The organism is Immundisolibacter sp. (genome assembly GCF_050250495.1).
Lineage (GTDB): Bacteria > Pseudomonadota > Gammaproteobacteria > Immundisolibacterales > Immundisolibacteraceae > Immundisolibacter.
Window position 1 is genome coordinate 1 of the sequence record NZ_JBFWOM010000018.1, and the last position, 14,815, is coordinate 14,815.

Genomic DNA, 14,815 nt, shown 5'->3' on the forward strand with positions numbered 1-14,815 from the left:
GCTACCCGGCGCGCGGTACCGGTCCTGGCTCCGATGGCGGTGTCGACGTGATCATCGCCGACCATCGGGATCCCGCGAAGGTGTTCGCCGTGGCGCAATGCAAGGCGTGGTCGAAGCCTGTTGGCGTTGAGCCGGTGAGGGCGCTGTGGGGTGCCAGGGATCACTTCGGTGCGCAGCTTGCGATTTTCTATTCGGTAGCCGGATTCTCACCCGACGCGCGCACCTTCGCCGATGGCAAGCACCTGAAACTGGTGTCTGGAGAAGAACTGTTGGCGCAGCTACTGACGTTGCCGCCGATCGAGTGCACGGCCCTGTTGCAGCACGTGACTCGCGGCGACTACAGCACGCCCAGTTGCCCTAAGTGCGAGGTCAAGATGGTCCGCAAGCCGGGCCAGCAGGGTCGCAGCGATTATTGGGCCTGCGCAAACTTTCGGGCCTGTCGCAGTCGGCCAATACCCGTCCGAGCAGGGACGTAGCGAGCCGCAAGGTGAGGAAAGCCCCGCTAGACCGGGTTAGACGTGCCTAACCCGCCGTCCCGCGTTTCATGGGATTTCGTTGAACATGAATACGCGGAAGGCCGATCGTTATACGCTCTGGCAATAATCCGCCCGCAGGATGCGCATCGATCGCCGTATCCCCTGTGGTTCGCGGCGGGGGCGCTGCTCCCATATCCCGTCGGTAAACCGGCGGCTCAGCCGGCGGCGGTTTTCCTGGTATCGGTAATGCGTTGGGCTTCGGCGCTGAAGCGGGTGACGCGGGCCAGCGAACGGCAGGATGCAGCGCGGCACGAACCGCGTCTATCTCGGCATTCACCTTCTTCCGTCAAAGCGATCGCCTGGGTTGCGCACTCCAAGGGCAAATATGGGTTGGCATGCCCAACAGGCCCCCCCTACAAATACGGCGAGAACAGCCAGCAGGCGGCGTCGCGCGTGCGCTCGGCAAGGCCGCGGCCGCTGATTTCGTCGAGCGTCACCGGGCGGGCGGCGGCCCAGGCGGTGGCGAAGTTCTCGCCGAGCGCGGCGTTGAAGTCGGCGTCGAACACTTCGACGTTGAGCTCGAAGTTCAGGCGCAGGCTGCGCGGGTCGAGGTTGGCGGAGCCGACCTGGGCGTAGTCGTCGTCCACCAGCAGGACCTTGGTGTGCACGAACGGCGGCGGCTGGTAGCGGACTTCGACGCCGTGCTGCAGCAGTTCCCACAGCATGTTGCGCGTGGCCCAGTGCACGTAGGGCAGGTTGTTGCGGCCGGGCAACAGGATGGATACCGCCACGCCGCGCAGCGCAGCGGCCTGGAGCGCACCGACCAGCTCGCGGCTCGGCAGGAAGTAAGGCGTCACGATGGCGATGCGCCGCTGCGCGGCCGACACCGCCGCGAGCAGCACCAGCGCCAGGCGATCGAGATCCTCGTTTGGGCCGTCGGTGATGACGCGGCATGCCGCACCGTGCGCGTTGGGCCGGGCGGGTTTTGGGTCCGGCAGCGTCTGCCCGGTGGCGAACTGCCAGTCCTCGGCGAACACGCTCTCGATCTGGCTCACCACGGGCCCGGTGAGGCGCAGGTGCAGGTCGGCCACGCGAAACCCCTTGCCGTCGCCGAGCACGTGGTAGTCGGCGATGTTCATGCCGCCGGTGAAGGCGATCTCGCCGTCCACCACCAGAATCTTGCGGTGGTTGCGCAGGTTCACGTGCAGGCTCGGCGGCCACAGGCGCAGCGGCAGGAACAGCGCCACGCGCACGTCGCCCCGGCGCAGCGCCGGGGCCGCGCGCGCCAGCGTGTACCAGTGGCCGAGACCATCGATCAGCACGCACACGGTGACGCCGCGCCGGCGGGCGGCGCACAGCGCCTCCACGATGTCCCGCGCCGCGCCGTGCACGCCGAAGATGTAGGTGGACAGGTACACGTAGCGCTCGGCCGAGCGGATGGCCTCGACCATCGCCGGGTAGGCCTGCTCGCCGTTGTGCAGGTGTTCGATGCGGTTGCCGGGCAGGCACTGGCGGCGGCTGATGCGCGCCGACGCCCGCGCGATGGGGCCGGCCGGCAGGCCGTCCAGTGGGCCAGGCGCGGCGGGCTCGGCAAGGTCGGCATCGTCCGGCTGCTCGTAGTCGAACGCCATCGGCAGCGGAAAGCGCGTGCCCAGGCGCCGCCCGCGGGTGCGGATGCGGTTCACGCCGAACAGGAAGTACAGCAGCGGGCCGCCCAGCGGCAGCAGCAGGCTGATGCCGATCCAGGCGAGTGCCGAGCGCGGATCGCGCTTGCTGATCAGGGCGTGCCAGGCGCACAGCAGGCCGAGCGCGACCTGCAGCGCCAGCGCCAGCCACGCCAGCGTGGCGGTGAACTCGGCACTCACCGGGCGGCGCTCAGAAGCGGATCACGCTACGGATGCTGCGCCCGGCGTGCATCAAATCGAAGGCCTCGTTGATGCGGTCGAGCGGCAGCGTATGGGTGACGAACTCGTCGACCTTGATCTCGCCGTTGAGGTAACGCTCCACGTAACCCGGCAACTGCGAGCGGCCCTTGACGCCGCCGAACGCGCTGCCGCGCCACACGCGACCGGTGACGAGCTGAAACGGCCGCGTGCGGATCTCGTCGGCACCGCCGGCCACGCCGATGATGGTCGACTCGCCCCAACCCTTGTGGCAGCACTCCAGCGCCGCGCGCATCACGTCCACGTTGCCGATGCACTCGAAGGAATGATCCACGCCGCCCTGCGTCAGCTCGACGATCACGTCCTGGATCGGCGCCGCGTGGTCGGCGGGGTTCACGAAATCCGTCGCGCCAAGCTGGCGCGCCAGTTCGAACTTGGCGGGGTTGAGATCAACGCCGATGATGCGCGCGGCACCGGCCATGACTGCGCCCTGCACCACCGACAGGCCAATCGCGCCGAGGCCGAACACCGCGACGGTCGAGCCTGGCTGCACCTTGGCGGTGTTGAGCACCGCACCGACGCCGGTGGTGATGCCGCAGCCGAGCAGGCACACCTTGTCGAGCGGCGCGGCGGGGTTGATCTTGGCCACCGCGATCTCGGGCAGCACCGTGTACTCGCTGAAGGTGGACGTACCCATGTAGTGGTACACGGTGCGGCCGCGGGCGGTGAAGCGGGACGTGCCGTCCGGCATCAGGCCCTTGCCCTGAGTGCTGCGGATGGCCTGGCAGAGGTTCGTCTTGCCGGACGTGCAGAAGCTGCACTGGCCGCACTCGGGCGTGTACAGCGGAATCACGTGATCGCAGGGCTTGAGCGTGCTGACGCCGGGGCCGACGTCCTCCACGACGCCGCCGCCCTCGTGACCCAGGATGGCCGGGAACACGCCCTCCGGATCGCGGCCGGACAGGGTGTAGGCGTCCGTGTGGCACACGCCCGTTGCCACCAGCCGCACCAGCACCTCGCCGGCGCGCGGCGCGGCGACCTCGACCTCGTCGATTTCGAGCGGCTGGCCGGCGGCCCAGGCGACGGCGGCGCGTGCTTTCATCCATCGGCTCCCTGCGGGGTGTCACTGGCCGGGCATTATGCCGCTGTGGTTCTGTTGGTCGGGAAGGTTCGCGGACCGTTCGGGACCGTCTGCGTGGCGCTGGTACCATCCGCGCCGGCCGAATGGGCGTCACGCTGGGCGTGCGTCGACGTCGAGCGTAGGCATTCCAGGGCATTGCCTTACTTCGTGACGAATTGACACCGTGCTTCGCTTTATCTCGTTTGGTGCGGTGGGTGTGTTTGCGACGGCCGTCCACGTGGCGGTGGCGAGCGCGCTCATTTCGGTCGCCGGCTGGCCGGCCGGGCTTGCCAACGGCGCGGCGTTTTGCGTGGCCACCGTGGCGTCGTACTCGATCAATTCGCGTCTCACCTTTCGGCAGGCCATGTCCCGTCGCACGCTGTGGCGGTTCATCGCGGTCGCGGCGGCCGGTGCGGGGCTGTCGATGGCGATTTCCGGCGGCGCCGAGCGGCTCGGTCTGCACTATCTGGTCGGTATTGCGCTGGTCGTGGTCAGCCTGCCGCCGCTGACCTTTCTGGCGCACAGCCGCTGGACCTATCGCTAACGATGTCCGCAATGAACCTTCCGCTGCGCCTGCTGGCCGGCGCCCTATCACCCGCCGGTCGGCGCGCGCGGCTGTCGGTGCTGATCTACCACCGCGTGCTGGATCGGCCGGACCCATACCGGCGCGGCGACCCGACGGTGGCCGAGTTCGACTGGCAGATGGCGCTGCTGGCGCGGGAGTTCACTGTGTTGCCGCTGGCGGACGCGGTGGCTCGGCTGGCCGCCGGCACGCTGCCGGCGCGCGCGGCCTGCGTGACCTTCGACGACGGCTACCGCGACAACCTCACGCTGGCCGCGCCGGTGCTGCGGCGGCACGGCGTACCGGCGACGTTTTTCGTGGCGACCGATTACCTCGACGGCGGCACGATGTGGAACGACAGCCTGATCGGCGCCGTGGCCGGCGCGCCCGACGGGACGCTCGATCTTGCCGATCTCGATTTGCCGCGCTGCGAGATCACCGATGTGGCCTCACGCCGGGCCTGTCTGAACACGCTGCTGCCGGCGGTAAAGCACCTGGAGCCCGCCCGGCGCGCGGACGTGGTCGCGCGGATCAGTGAGCGCTGCCGGATGGATGCGCCGCCGCAGTTGATGTTGACGTCACCGGAACTGCAAGCCCTGCATGGGCAGGGTTTCGAGATCGGCGCACACACCTGCTCGCACCCCATCCTGACCCGCCAGGACGACGCGACCGCCCGGCGCGAACTGGCTGACGGCCGCGCCAGACTCGGGGAGATCACCGGCGTCACGCCGCGCCTGTTCGCGTATCCGAACGGCAAGCCCGGCGACGACTACGACGCCCGCCACGTGGCCATGGCGCGCGGGCTCGGCTTCGACGCCGCGGTGTGCACCGCCTGGGGCGCGGCGCGGCGCGGGGATGACCCGTTCCAGATTCCGCGCTTCACGCCGTGGGATGCGTCGCCGCTGCGCTGGCATGCGCGCCTGGCGGCCAACCTTTCGCGGCGCGACACCTGGCCCGCCCGGGTTTGATGCCCTGTTGATGCCGTTCGCGCTGCGCGGGCGTGCCCCGCGCAGCGCGGATCGGCGCCTACCTCAGTGCCCGCCGCCCGGAATCACCGGCACCAGCAGGTGCGAGGCGTGGTCCTTGTCGCGGTACAGCTTGTAGTAGGTGAGGGTCATCGACGGCAGCGGGCCCATCACGTTCAGGCGATGGTGCCAGGGGATGTCGATCGGGTCGCAGGTGGAGATTTCGAGCTCCAGGCGCTCGCCCGGCCGGAACACGTACGAGATGGTCGGGAAACCAATCGCGTAGTGGTTCACCTCGCCCGGCACCACCGGCTGCGGGTTCACGTGCGGGTGGACGGGGTTCCAGGGCGTCGATTTTTCCTCGTCGAGCGCGCGGTGCGAGGCCTTCAGCACGCCGCGGCACAGCGGGAAGCGCTCGCCACCCGGGCCGACCGCCCACAGCTTGGCGATGAAGGTCGCATCCGGCTGGTCGAGCGCGGCGTGCAGGTTCAGCACCACGGGGCCGGTGACTTCCAGGGGCGCGCTCATGGGCGGCGTCGCGTAGCGCACCTGGCTGCGCTCGGTTGAGATGATCGGCGGGCGGTGCACCAGCGGATCGGGCTCGGCGTCGGTCGGTTCCGGCAGCGGCGCCAGCGCCCCGAACGGGCGCAGGTACAGCTTGGTCCACTGCGTGCGGGCCAGCGGCCACTCGTGCTCGTAGCGGTACTGGTTGATGCCCATCACGTACAGGCGGATGGGCGGCTCGTCCATGATTCCGGTGTCGACGCCCTTCATCCAGTGGTCGTACCAGCGCAGCGCCTCGTACTTCAGCTCCGGCGGGCCGGGCAGGGCGGTGTGGATGTGGTGGCCGAAGATGGCGGCCTTCTTCGGCACGTTCAGAGTGGGGTCGTTCAGGTCGTCCCACACGGCCTGCATGAAGGGCTTGAAGAACGGGATCCAGCAGCTGGCCGTGTACACCGGCACCTTGATCTTGTGCACCTTGTCGCGCGAGCGGCGGCGCGCCCAGAAGTCGTCGTTCTCGGGGTGCAGCAGCTGATCGAAGAAGGCCGTCTTGCGCCGCGCCAGCAGGCGCACGTAGTTGCTGTTGAGCGCGATGTCGCGGTTGGCGCCGATGGCGTTGAAGCGCGCTTCGAGTTCCTCCGGCGAGTACAGCTTTGCCGATTCCGACTGCGTGGTGTGGGCCGGGATCTCGCGTTCGAGCTCCCACCAGAACGGCTGGATCACGCCGCCTTCGTAGGCCACGCCGTACAGATCATTCGCGGCTTCGTAGGGGAAGATCGCCGCCAGGTGCGGCGGCGCCTGGGCGGCGATGAAGCGCTGGATCATGCCGAACCAGGAGATGCCCATCATGCCGACCTTGCCCGAGCACCACGCCTGGGCGGCGATCCACTCGACGATGTCGTGCCCGTCCTCCTGCTCCTGCACGCTGAACGGGCCGTTCCACACGCCTTCGGATTTGCCAAGGCCGCGCTCGTCCGGGATCACGTACACGTAGCCGCGCGACACGAAGAACTCGATGTCGCCGGCCTCGACGTTGTGGTCGAACACCCAGGAATGAATCGGCTGCGCCGGAATCGGCACGCTCTGGCTGTCCTTGCCGTAGGCGGACAGCGCCAGCAGACCCGGGAACTGGCCGGGCGCGTCCGGGCGGAACACGTCCGCGCGCAGGACCACGCCGTCGCGCATGGGTACCGCCACGTCGCGCTCCACGACCATGCGGTACTGCGGCTTGGAGAGCTGCTCGACGTTCTTGAGGTATTGCGCGTCCCAGTAGGAAGGGCGCGGCAGGCTGACTGCCGCGAGCGCGCGTTCGAGTTCGGCGTCCGTCATGGTCGGGGTCTCCTCGTGGTTGTTATGGCTGCCGTGTGGCGGCCGCCATATTGCCACCCGAGACCGGCATTGAGTGTGCGCCCAGGGAACGCTGATTTGCTCAGCGCTTCAGCCCTTCAGTCAGGAAGCGCCGCGCGGGCGTGTGCCGCACGGCAGCGAGCGGAAAAATTCCTGGGACGGAATTTTTCCGCATCCATCCAGCCGCCTAGCTGTTCTTGAGTGCTTCCGACACGCGCGCGAAGGCCGGCTCCAGCATCTGCCGGTACTTCTCGTCGATGCCGACGTCCAGCATCGCCTGGCGCATGCACTTCATCCACTGCTCGGCGGCGGCATCGTCGATCTTGAACGGCTTGTGCGCCTTGGCGATGCACGGGCTGCCGCGTTTCTGGATGAACAGCGGCGGCCCGCCGAGCCAGCCGGACAGGTACTCGAACAGCGACTCGCGCATCGGGCTGAGGTCGTCCTTGTGCATGGCACGGATGGGCGCCACGGCGGGGTCGGTGTCCATCAGGTCGTAGAAGCGGTTGACCAGCTTGCGGACCGTCGCCTCGCCGCCGAGCCAGTCGTACATCGTGTCGCTCACGGAAACCTCGCGTCTGTGGGGAGTATCGCGGGCGGACTATGCCGGGCGGCGCGGGGCGCGGGTTGACGGCTGTCAATGCGGGCGGATTTGGCAGGCCCGGAGGCCTGCGGCTGCCGGTGTCAGAGGGGGTGGTGGCAGGCCACGCGCTGGCCGCCGTCGAGCGGCGTCGCGGTCGGGTAGCTTTCGCGGCAGCGCGTGTCGGCCAGCGCGCAGCGCGGGTGGTAGTGGCAGCCGGCCGGCGGCGCGGCCGGGGAGGGCGGGTCTCCAGCGGCAATGGGCGCCGGTGTCGCATCCAGCGCCACCCGCGGCACGGCAGCCAGCAGGGCCTTCGTGTACGGATGGCGCGGGTGTTTCAGTACCTGTTCGGCCGGGCCGTGTTCGACGATGCGGCCCAAGTACATCACCGCCACGTCGTCGGCGAGGTACTCGACCACGCCGAGGTTGTGCGTGATCAGCACGTAGGCGAGGCCCATCTCGGCCTGGAGCTCCCGCAGCAGGTCGAGCACGGCGGCCTGGATGGACAGATCGAGCGCGCTGGTGGGTTCGTCCAGCACCAGCAGCCGCGGGCCGACGGCGAGCGCACGGGCGATGCTGATGCGCTGGCGCTGGCCGCCGGAGAACTCGTGCGGGTAGCGTTCGCCGGCGTCGGCCGGTAATCCCACGCGTTGCAGCAACTGCGCGACGCGCTCGTCCCGCGCGCCACGCACGCCGATGCCAAGTGCGTCGAGCCCCTCGCGCACGATGTCCGCCACGCGAAGGCGCGGGTTGAGCGACCCGTACGGGTCCTGGAACACGATCTGGAAATGCCGGCGCAGCGGGCGCAGACGCCGCGCCGGCAGGCTGGCCAAATCCGTGCCCTCGAAGTGCACGCTGCCGCCGGTCGGCTCCAGCAGGCGCAGGATGGCGCGCGCGAGCGTGGTCTTGCCGCAGCCGGATTCGCCCACCACCGCCAGCGTGCGGCCGCGGTGCAGCGTGAGCGACACGCCGTCCACCGCGCGCACCGCGCCGACGGCGCGTTGCAGCAGGCCGCGGCGGATGGGGAAGTGGACCTGCACGTCGCGCACGTCGAGTACCGTTTCGGAGGCGTTGTCGCTTGCCGCGAGTGCCCCGGCATCGTGTCCAGCGGCGTTGCCTGTCAGCGCCTGCCCACGGCGCGAGAAGTCCGGCAGCGCCGCGAACAGCGCCCGCGAGTAGGGGTGCTGCGGGGCGGTGAAGAAGCGCTCGCGCGGCGCCTGTTCCACCACCCGCCCGGCCTGCATCACGGCGACGTGGTCGGCCATGCGCGCGGCGACGCCAAGGTCGTGCGTGACCAGCAGCAGGCCCATGCCGCGCGCGCGTTGCAGGTTTTGCAGCAGGTCGAGAATCTGCGCCTGGGTGGTGACGTCGAGCGCCGTGGTCGGCTCGTCGGCGATCAGCAGCTCCGGGTCGCAGGCCAGCGCGATCGCGATCATGGCGCGCTGCTTCATGCCGCCGGAAAGCTGGTGCGGGTAGTCGTCGTAGCGGCGGGCCGGGTCGGCCATGCCGGTGGCAGCCAGCAGCTCCACGCCACGGGCGCGGATGGCGCGCTCGCGCCCGCCCAGGTGCCGGCGAATGACCTCGGCGATCTGCGCGCCGATGCGCATCACCGGGTTCAGGCTCGTCATCGGCTCCTGAAAGATCATGCCGATGCGCCGCCCGCGCACGCCGCGCATGGCCGCCTCCAGCAGCGCGCTCAGGTTCACGCCATCGAGCCACACCTCGCCGCCGCTCTGGCGTGCGCCGGGCGGCAGCAGGCGCAGGATGGACAGCGCCGTCAGCGACTTGCCGCTGCCGGATTCGCCGAGCAGCACCAGCGTTTGCCCGGCCGGCACGGCGAGGCTCACGCCGTCCACTACTGTGCGCGGGCCGACGGCGGTGCGAAATTCGGTGCGCAGGTCGCGCAGTTCGAGCAGCGGCTGGGTCATGGGCGGTGATTGGCCTCGCGGGGGTCGAGCGCGTCGCGCAGCGCGTCGGCCAGCAGGTTGGCCGGCAGCACGAGGCCCAGCATGAACACGAAGGCCGCCGCGAGCGACCACCACACGGCGGGTTCGCGGGCGAGTTCGAGCCGCGCGGTGTTGATCATGTTGCCGAACGACGTGGTGCCGGGATCGACGCCGACGCCCACGTACGACAGCACCGCCTCGGCGAGCACCAGGCCGCTGAAGTCGATCACCGCGGTCAGCAGCACCAGGTGCATCAGGTTCGGCCACAGGTGGCGGGTGACGATTCGCCACTGCGCGAGCCCGAGTGCCTGTGCCGATTGCACGTATTCGAGCTCGCGCAACTTGAGCGCCTCGCCGCGCAGCAGTCGGCACAGGCCGATCCAGCCGGTGGCGCCCAAAATCAGGCACAGCGCCGTCAGGCGCAGGTCTGCCCGCTGCTGGGCGTCGGCAAAGGCGGCGAGGTTCTGGTCCATGTAGAGGTCGAGCGTCAGCACGGCGGCCGCGATCAGCAGTACGCCCGGGATGGCGTTCAGCGTCGCGTACAGGTACTGCACGAGATCATCGATGCGCCGGCCGAAGTAGCCGGCCGCCGTGCCGAGCAACAGCGCGAGCGGCAGCGCCAGCAGCAGGCTGCCGCTGCCGATGACCACGCCCGTGCGGATGCTTTTCAGGCTGAGGTACAGCACGTCCTGGCCGACCTTGTCCGTGCCGAGCACGTGATAACCGCCGGCCAGCGCCAGCACGGCGGCGGTGCCGACTATCAGCACCGCCGCGCACAGCAGCGCGCTGCGCCAGGCGACGTCCGTCTGTCCGCGCAGCAGGCGCCGCGCGGCCTCGGCAAACCGCCAGCCGTGCTGTCGCGCGAGGGCCGCGCACAGCAATGCCGCCAGCAGCACGGAGATCGCAAGACCGACTGCGACGGCCGGCCACAGCCGCTGGCGCAGGTCGGCCGCGCGCGCGTCGGCATCGGCCAGATGCGCGCCGCCGTGTTCGAGCCGCACGAACACACGCGCAACCCGCCCGTCGGCGTCGGTCACTGTCTCGCGCGCGTAGCTGTAGAGCGCGAGCGGCGCCGAGTAGGTCTTCTCGGTGCGCTCGCGCAGCGGTGCCAGCATTCGGTCGAGCACCGACTCGACCGTGTTGCCGTAGGTGCCCGGCGTGTCCGGCAGTGGCGCGCGAAAGTGCAGCGAATCGAGCAGAGCCACCATCACGTATGGCGCGAGGAACGCGAGCGAGCCCACCGCCACCGGCCGCCGTGCCAGCGCGCGGGAGGCCGCCGCGAGGCGCGGTGTGCGCCGTGCCCGCCACAGCAGCAGCGCGGCCGCCGCGACGATGGCCCACAGCAGCGCGTCGGTGGTCAGCAGCACCGGCTGGAAGGGCAGGTTCATCACGCGAGCCGCACCCGCGGGTCGGCCAGCGTGTACGACACATCGGTCAGCAGCAGACCCAGCAGGTACAGCACGGCGCCGAGGTACACCATGGCGCGCACGATGGAGAAATCCTGGCTCTGGATGGCGTCGATGGTGTAGCTGCCAAGGCCGGGGATGGCGAAGAACGACTCGGTGAGCAGCCCGCCCATGAACAGCAGCGGGATCACGGCCACCACGCCGGTGAGGATGGGAATCGCCGCGTTACGCAGCACGTGCCGGCCGAGCACCGCGCCCTCCGACAGGCCCTTGGCGCGGGCGGTGCGCACGTAGTCCTTGCCGGCTTCCTCCAGGAACAGGAGCCGGTACCAGCGCAGCCCGCCGCCGATGCCGGACACGACGCCCACCAGCAGCGGCAGGATGAGGAACTTGAGCGCGCCCGCGCCGTCCTGCCAGCCGGACACGGGCGCTAGGTTCAGCAGCTTGGCCACCACGTACTGCGCGCCGATGATGTAGAACAGCGTCGACACCGACATGCCGAGCACGGCGAGGAACACCGCCGCCCGTTCCAGCGCGCTGCCGCGCACGAACACCACGCCGAGCGCGAGCGTGATGTTGGTGAGCAGGCCCAGCACCAGCCCCGGCAGCGCGATGGCCAGACTCGGCCCCATGCGCTGGCGGATGTCGCGGCCGATGTCGCGGCCGTCGTCGGCGCGGCCGAAGTCGAACACGAGCAGCCGCACCGATTTCTCGAAGAACACCGTGCGCGTGAAGCGCTGCGCGCCCGGCGCATCCGGCGCGTACAGCAGCGGGCGGTCGTAGCCGTGGGCGCGCTTCCAGGCGTCGATGGCGTCGGTGGTGACGTGCTTGTTGCCCAGGTGCAGCCGCGCCATGTCGTCCGGACTGTTGACCACGAAAAACAGCACGAACGTGAGCAGGTTCACGCCGATCAGGATCGGCACCGCGTACAGCAGCCGGCGCAGCAGGTAGGCCGTCATGCGCGCGGGCCAGGTCCGGACTGCGCCGTGGCGGCGAGGCGCCGCCGCCACACACGCAGCGCCGGCAACACCGTCAGCAGGGCAAGGCCGCCCGCGATGGCCGGCGGTGCCCAGTGCGGGCGGTTCCATTCCTCGCGCAGACGCGCCCGCAGCGCAGGATCGAGGCGCTGGTACTTCAGCGTGTTGGTGGCCATGTCGTTCGGCTTGAGGTTGCCGGTCCAGGCGTGGTTCAGCACCACCTGCTGCGGGTGAAAGCCGGCCACCCAGGGCGCGTCGCGCCGCAGCAGTTCCACCATGCGGTCGATCAGGCGCTGGCGCTCGGGGCCATTCGGCAGCACGCGCATGCGCTCGAACAGGCGGTCGAACTGCGGGTTCGCATAGTTGCTGGCGTTCTCGCCGCCGTGCTCGACCTTGCCGTGCGGGCCGTAGAACAGGAACAGGAAGTTCTCGGGGTCGGGGTAGTCGGCGTTCCAGCCCCACTGATAAATCTGCGCCTGGCCGCGGCGCATCTTGTCCTGAAAGCGGTTGTAATCGGTGCTGCGCACGACCAGCTGCACGCCGAGCTTCGCGAACTGCTTGCGCAGCCAGTCGAGGTAGCTCTTGGCGTCCGGGCCGCTGGCCATGGAGTCGAAGTACAGCACCAGCGGGGCGCCGTCCGGCTTGCGCCCGCCGGGATAGCCGGCCTTCTTGAGGAGGGCGCGCGCCCGGTCGATGCCGAGGCGCCGCGGGCGGCCCTGGTCCCACGTGTACGCGTGGCGATTGATGCCGGCGGCGCCGTCGCGGTAGCCAAAAATCCCCGGCGGCAATGGCCCCTGCATGGCGACGCCAAGGCCGTTCTGGAAGATGGCGATCGATTCTTCCTGGTCGATGGCGATGGCGATGGCCTGCCGCAGCGCGAGGCGCTTAGCGTCGTAGCCGCCGACCACGTCGTCCAGCATGTTGAAGCCGGTGTAGAACACCGACGCCATCACCGGCGACGACAGAAGCATGCCGCGCGCCCGCATGGTGTCGGTGAGCGCGAGCTCCCCGCCGGCGCCAAGGTTCACCACCTGGTCGAAGCTGTCCTGGCCTACCGCCGAGCGGTCGTAGTAGCCCTGCAGGAACTTCGTCCACACTGGAATGCTCTCGCGCTCCAGGCTGAACACGGCGCGGTCGATGAAGGGCATCGGCCGGCCGGCATCCTTGAGCAGGCCGGCCGCGGCGTCGCCGGGCTCGCCGTCGCTCGGGTAGGGCTCGCCGCGGAACAGCGGATTGCGCTCCAGCACCATGCGCCGGTTCGGGTCGTTCACGGTCAGCATGTAGGGCCCGGTGCCGACGGGATACCAGTCGAGCGTGATGTTCTTGGCGGCAAGTCCGGGCTGGCTGTGGAAGCGGTCCGCCTCCCACGGCATGGGCGCGAAGAACGGCATCGCCAGCCAGTACTGGAACTGCGGGTAGACGTCGTTCAGACGGATGCGCAGGGTGTAGCGGTCGACCACGTCGATGCCGGCGAGCGGGAAGTCGCGCAGGTCGAGCCACGCGCCGGCGTTGGCCTTTGCGAGAGCGTCGGCCAGTTCCCGAAAGCCCGCAATGTGCTCGTGCAGCAGGCCGCGGATGGGCGATTGCACGCGCGGGCTCGCTAGGCGCTTGATCTGGTAGGCGTAGTCGTCGGCGGTGAGTTCGCGGCTGCCGCGCTTCGCAAAATCGGCCAGCGTGTCGATGTCGCCGAGCGCCGCCGCGTCCAGCCGGTGATAGAGCAGCTCGCCGTCGTCGCCCCGCGCCAGCGCCGGATGTGGGGCATAGCGGATGCCGGGGCGGATGCGCAGTTCGTACACGCTGCCCTTGGCCAGCGCGGGATCGGCGCCCGTCGGCAAGGGGCGGCCGCCGCCATCGAGCAGCGTCACGCGCGGCAGTTCGGCGGCGGCGAGTGGCTCCAGCGTGTACGGCCGGCGCAGGTAGTGGTACTGGAGCGGGGGCTCGTACACCTGCTGGATGAACACGTACTCGTTCGAGCTGTACGAGAGAGCCGGGTCGAGGTGCTTGGGACGCTCGGCGAATGCCGCGTAGAGCGTGTTGGCGTCGCGCTCGCTGGCCGGGTAGGGGCTGTTCGGCGGCACCCTGCCGCACGCGGCAAGCGCGATCAGCAGCAGCGGCAACAGCAGGCGGAGCGGGGTCGGGCGGCGCATCGGGCCGGATTCTGCCACAGCGCCCTGCGGGCCTTGGCGCCGGGGGCGGCGGCTATAATGCGCGCCGCATTTTTGGGCCAGTGCAGGGGGTGTGCGATGGGATTCTTGACCGGCAAACGGGCGCTCGTGGTTGGCGTGGCCAGCGACCGCTCCATCGCCACCGGCATCGCCGAGGCCATGCACCGCGAGGGCGCCGAGCTCGCCTTCACCTACCAGAACGACAAGCTGCGCCGACGGGTCGAGGAATTCGCTGGCGAGTGCGGCAGCGATATCGTGCTGCCGATGGACGTGGCCGAGGACGCGCAGATCGATGCCGCGTTCGCGGCGCTCGGCCAGCGCTGGGACGGGTTCGACATCGTGGTGCATTCGGTGGCCTTCGCGCCGCGCGAGGAGCTGCAGGGCGCCTTCGTGGACGCGGTGACGCGCGACGGTTTCCGCATCTCGCACGACATCAGCGCCTACAGTCTTGCGGCGCTGGCCAAGGCCGCCAAGCCCATGCTGCGGCCGGGCGCGGCGCTGCTGGCGCTGACGTATCTGGGCGCCGTGCGGGTGCTGCCGAACTACAACGTGATGGGGCTCGCCAAGGCGAGTCTTGAGGCCTGCATCCGGTATCTGGCCGCCTCGATGGGCCCGGATGGCGTGCGCGTGAACGGCATCTCGGCCGGACCCATCCGCACGCTCGCGGCGTCCGGCATCTCCGGCCTGCGCGGCATGCTTGACTACCACGCCGCCAACGCGCCGCTGCGGCGCAACGTCACCATCGAGGACGTGGGCAACGTGGCGGCCTTTCTGTGCTCGGATCTTGCCGCCGGCGTGACCGGCGAGATCACCTACGTCGACGCCGGCTACAACGTGGTCGGCATGGGCGGCATGCAGGACTGAGGCTCGCTCGCACCCCGGGCCGG

Annotated in this window: 12 protein-coding genes; 4 read left to right on the top strand and 8 right to left on the bottom strand. The window is 69.7% G+C overall.

Going from position 1 to position 14,815, the window contains the following annotated elements:
* Nucleotides 1-476: restriction endonuclease (locus AB7F93_RS11215; RefSeq protein WP_428302997.1), on the top strand; the 476-nt coding region annotated here is incomplete at its 5' end.
* Between the two features lie 413 nt (nucleotides 477-889).
* Here the strand turns inward: AB7F93_RS11215 and AB7F93_RS11220 are convergent.
* Complete coding sequence (locus AB7F93_RS11220; protein ID WP_428302998.1) at nucleotides 890-2,341, bottom strand: phospholipase D-like domain-containing protein; 1,452 nt, start codon at nucleotides 2,339-2,341, stop codon at nucleotides 890-892.
* 10 nt (nucleotides 2,342-2,351) lie between these two features.
* Nucleotides 2,352-3,461, bottom strand: coding sequence for an S-(hydroxymethyl)glutathione dehydrogenase/class III alcohol dehydrogenase (locus AB7F93_RS11225; protein WP_428302999.1), 1,110 nt, complete (start codon nucleotides 3,459-3,461; stop codon nucleotides 2,352-2,354).
* Nucleotides 3,462-3,663: 202 nt separating this feature from the next.
* On the opposite strand from AB7F93_RS11225, the gene AB7F93_RS11230 reads away from it, so the two are divergent.
* Both AB7F93_RS11230 and AB7F93_RS11235 read left to right on the top strand, forming a co-directional pair.
* Complete coding sequence (locus AB7F93_RS11230) at nucleotides 3,664-4,023, top strand: GtrA family protein (RefSeq protein WP_428303000.1); 360 nt, start codon at nucleotides 3,664-3,666, stop codon at nucleotides 4,021-4,023.
* 11 nt (nucleotides 4,024-4,034) lie between these two features.
* On the top strand, nucleotides 4,035-5,009 hold the full coding sequence (locus AB7F93_RS11235) for a polysaccharide deacetylase family protein (RefSeq protein WP_428303001.1): 975 nt from the start codon (nucleotides 4,035-4,037) through the stop codon (nucleotides 5,007-5,009).
* A 63-nt stretch (nucleotides 5,010-5,072) separates the two neighbouring features.
* Here AB7F93_RS11235 and AB7F93_RS11240 read toward each other — a convergent pair whose 3' ends face one another.
* The 6 genes from AB7F93_RS11240 to AB7F93_RS11265 all read right to left on the bottom strand — a co-directional run bounded on the left by AB7F93_RS11240 (nucleotide 5,073) and on the right by AB7F93_RS11265 (nucleotide 13,910).
* A complete protein-coding gene (locus AB7F93_RS11240) occupies nucleotides 5,073-6,836 on the bottom strand; it encodes a CocE/NonD family hydrolase (protein WP_428303002.1) in 1,764 nt (587 codons plus the stop codon).
* Between the two features lie 205 nt (nucleotides 6,837-7,041).
* Nucleotides 7,042-7,419 carry a group II truncated hemoglobin gene (locus tag AB7F93_RS11245; RefSeq protein ID WP_428303003.1) on the bottom strand — a complete coding sequence of 126 codons (378 nt, stop codon included), beginning with the start codon at nucleotides 7,417-7,419 and terminating at the stop codon, nucleotides 7,042-7,044.
* A 119-nt stretch (nucleotides 7,420-7,538) separates the two neighbouring features.
* Nucleotides 7,539-9,362, bottom strand: a complete 1,824-nt coding sequence (locus AB7F93_RS11250) for a dipeptide ABC transporter ATP-binding protein (RefSeq protein ID WP_428303004.1) — start codon at nucleotides 9,360-9,362, stop codon at nucleotides 7,539-7,541.
* A complete protein-coding gene (locus AB7F93_RS11255) occupies nucleotides 9,359-10,768 on the bottom strand; it encodes an ABC transporter permease (RefSeq protein ID WP_428303005.1) in 1,410 nt (469 codons plus the stop codon). The genes AB7F93_RS11250 and AB7F93_RS11255 overlap by 4 nt, the downstream gene beginning before the upstream one ends.
* Nucleotides 10,768-11,745: an ABC transporter permease gene (locus AB7F93_RS11260; protein WP_428303006.1), complete on the bottom strand. Its 978-nt coding sequence runs from the start codon at nucleotides 11,743-11,745 to the stop codon at nucleotides 10,768-10,770. The genes AB7F93_RS11255 and AB7F93_RS11260 overlap by 1 nt, the downstream gene beginning before the upstream one ends.
* A complete protein-coding gene (locus AB7F93_RS11265) occupies nucleotides 11,742-13,910 on the bottom strand; it encodes an ABC transporter substrate-binding protein (RefSeq protein ID WP_428303007.1) in 2,169 nt (722 codons plus the stop codon). The genes AB7F93_RS11260 and AB7F93_RS11265 overlap by 4 nt, the downstream gene beginning before the upstream one ends.
* A 96-nt stretch (nucleotides 13,911-14,006) precedes the next feature.
* On the opposite strand from AB7F93_RS11265, the gene AB7F93_RS11270 reads away from it, so the two are divergent.
* Nucleotides 14,007-14,792, top strand: a complete 786-nt coding sequence (locus tag AB7F93_RS11270; RefSeq protein ID WP_428303008.1) for an enoyl-ACP reductase FabI — start codon at nucleotides 14,007-14,009, stop codon at nucleotides 14,790-14,792.
* Nucleotides 14,793-14,815: the final 23 nt, after the last annotated feature.

Excerpts from the sequence above, each read along its gene's own strand:
- AB7F93_RS11250 (WP_428303004.1), bottom strand. The coding sequence starts at position 9,362 with ATGACCCAGCCGCTGCTCGAACTGCGCGACCTGCGCACCGAATTTCGC.
- AB7F93_RS11260 (WP_428303006.1), bottom strand. The coding sequence starts at position 11,745 with ATGACGGCCTACCTGCTGCGCCGGCTGCTGTACGCGGTGCCGATCCTG.
- AB7F93_RS11225 (WP_428302999.1), bottom strand. The coding sequence starts at position 3,461 with ATGAAAGCACGCGCCGCCGTCGCCTGGGCCGCCGGCCAGCCGCTCGAA.
- AB7F93_RS11270 (WP_428303008.1), top strand. The coding sequence starts at position 14,007 with ATGGGATTCTTGACCGGCAAACGGGCGCTCGTGGTTGGCGTGGCCAGC.
- AB7F93_RS11240 (WP_428303002.1), bottom strand. The coding sequence starts at position 6,836 with ATGACGGACGCCGAACTCGAACGCGCGCTCGCGGCAGTCAGCCTGCCG.
- AB7F93_RS11255 (WP_428303005.1), bottom strand. The coding sequence starts at position 10,768 with ATGAACCTGCCCTTCCAGCCGGTGCTGCTGACCACCGACGCGCTGCTG.
- AB7F93_RS11235 (WP_428303001.1), top strand. The coding sequence starts at position 4,035 with ATGAACCTTCCGCTGCGCCTGCTGGCCGGCGCCCTATCACCCGCCGGT.
- AB7F93_RS11265 (WP_428303007.1), bottom strand. The coding sequence starts at position 13,910 with ATGCGCCGCCCGACCCCGCTCCGCCTGCTGTTGCCGCTGCTGCTGATC.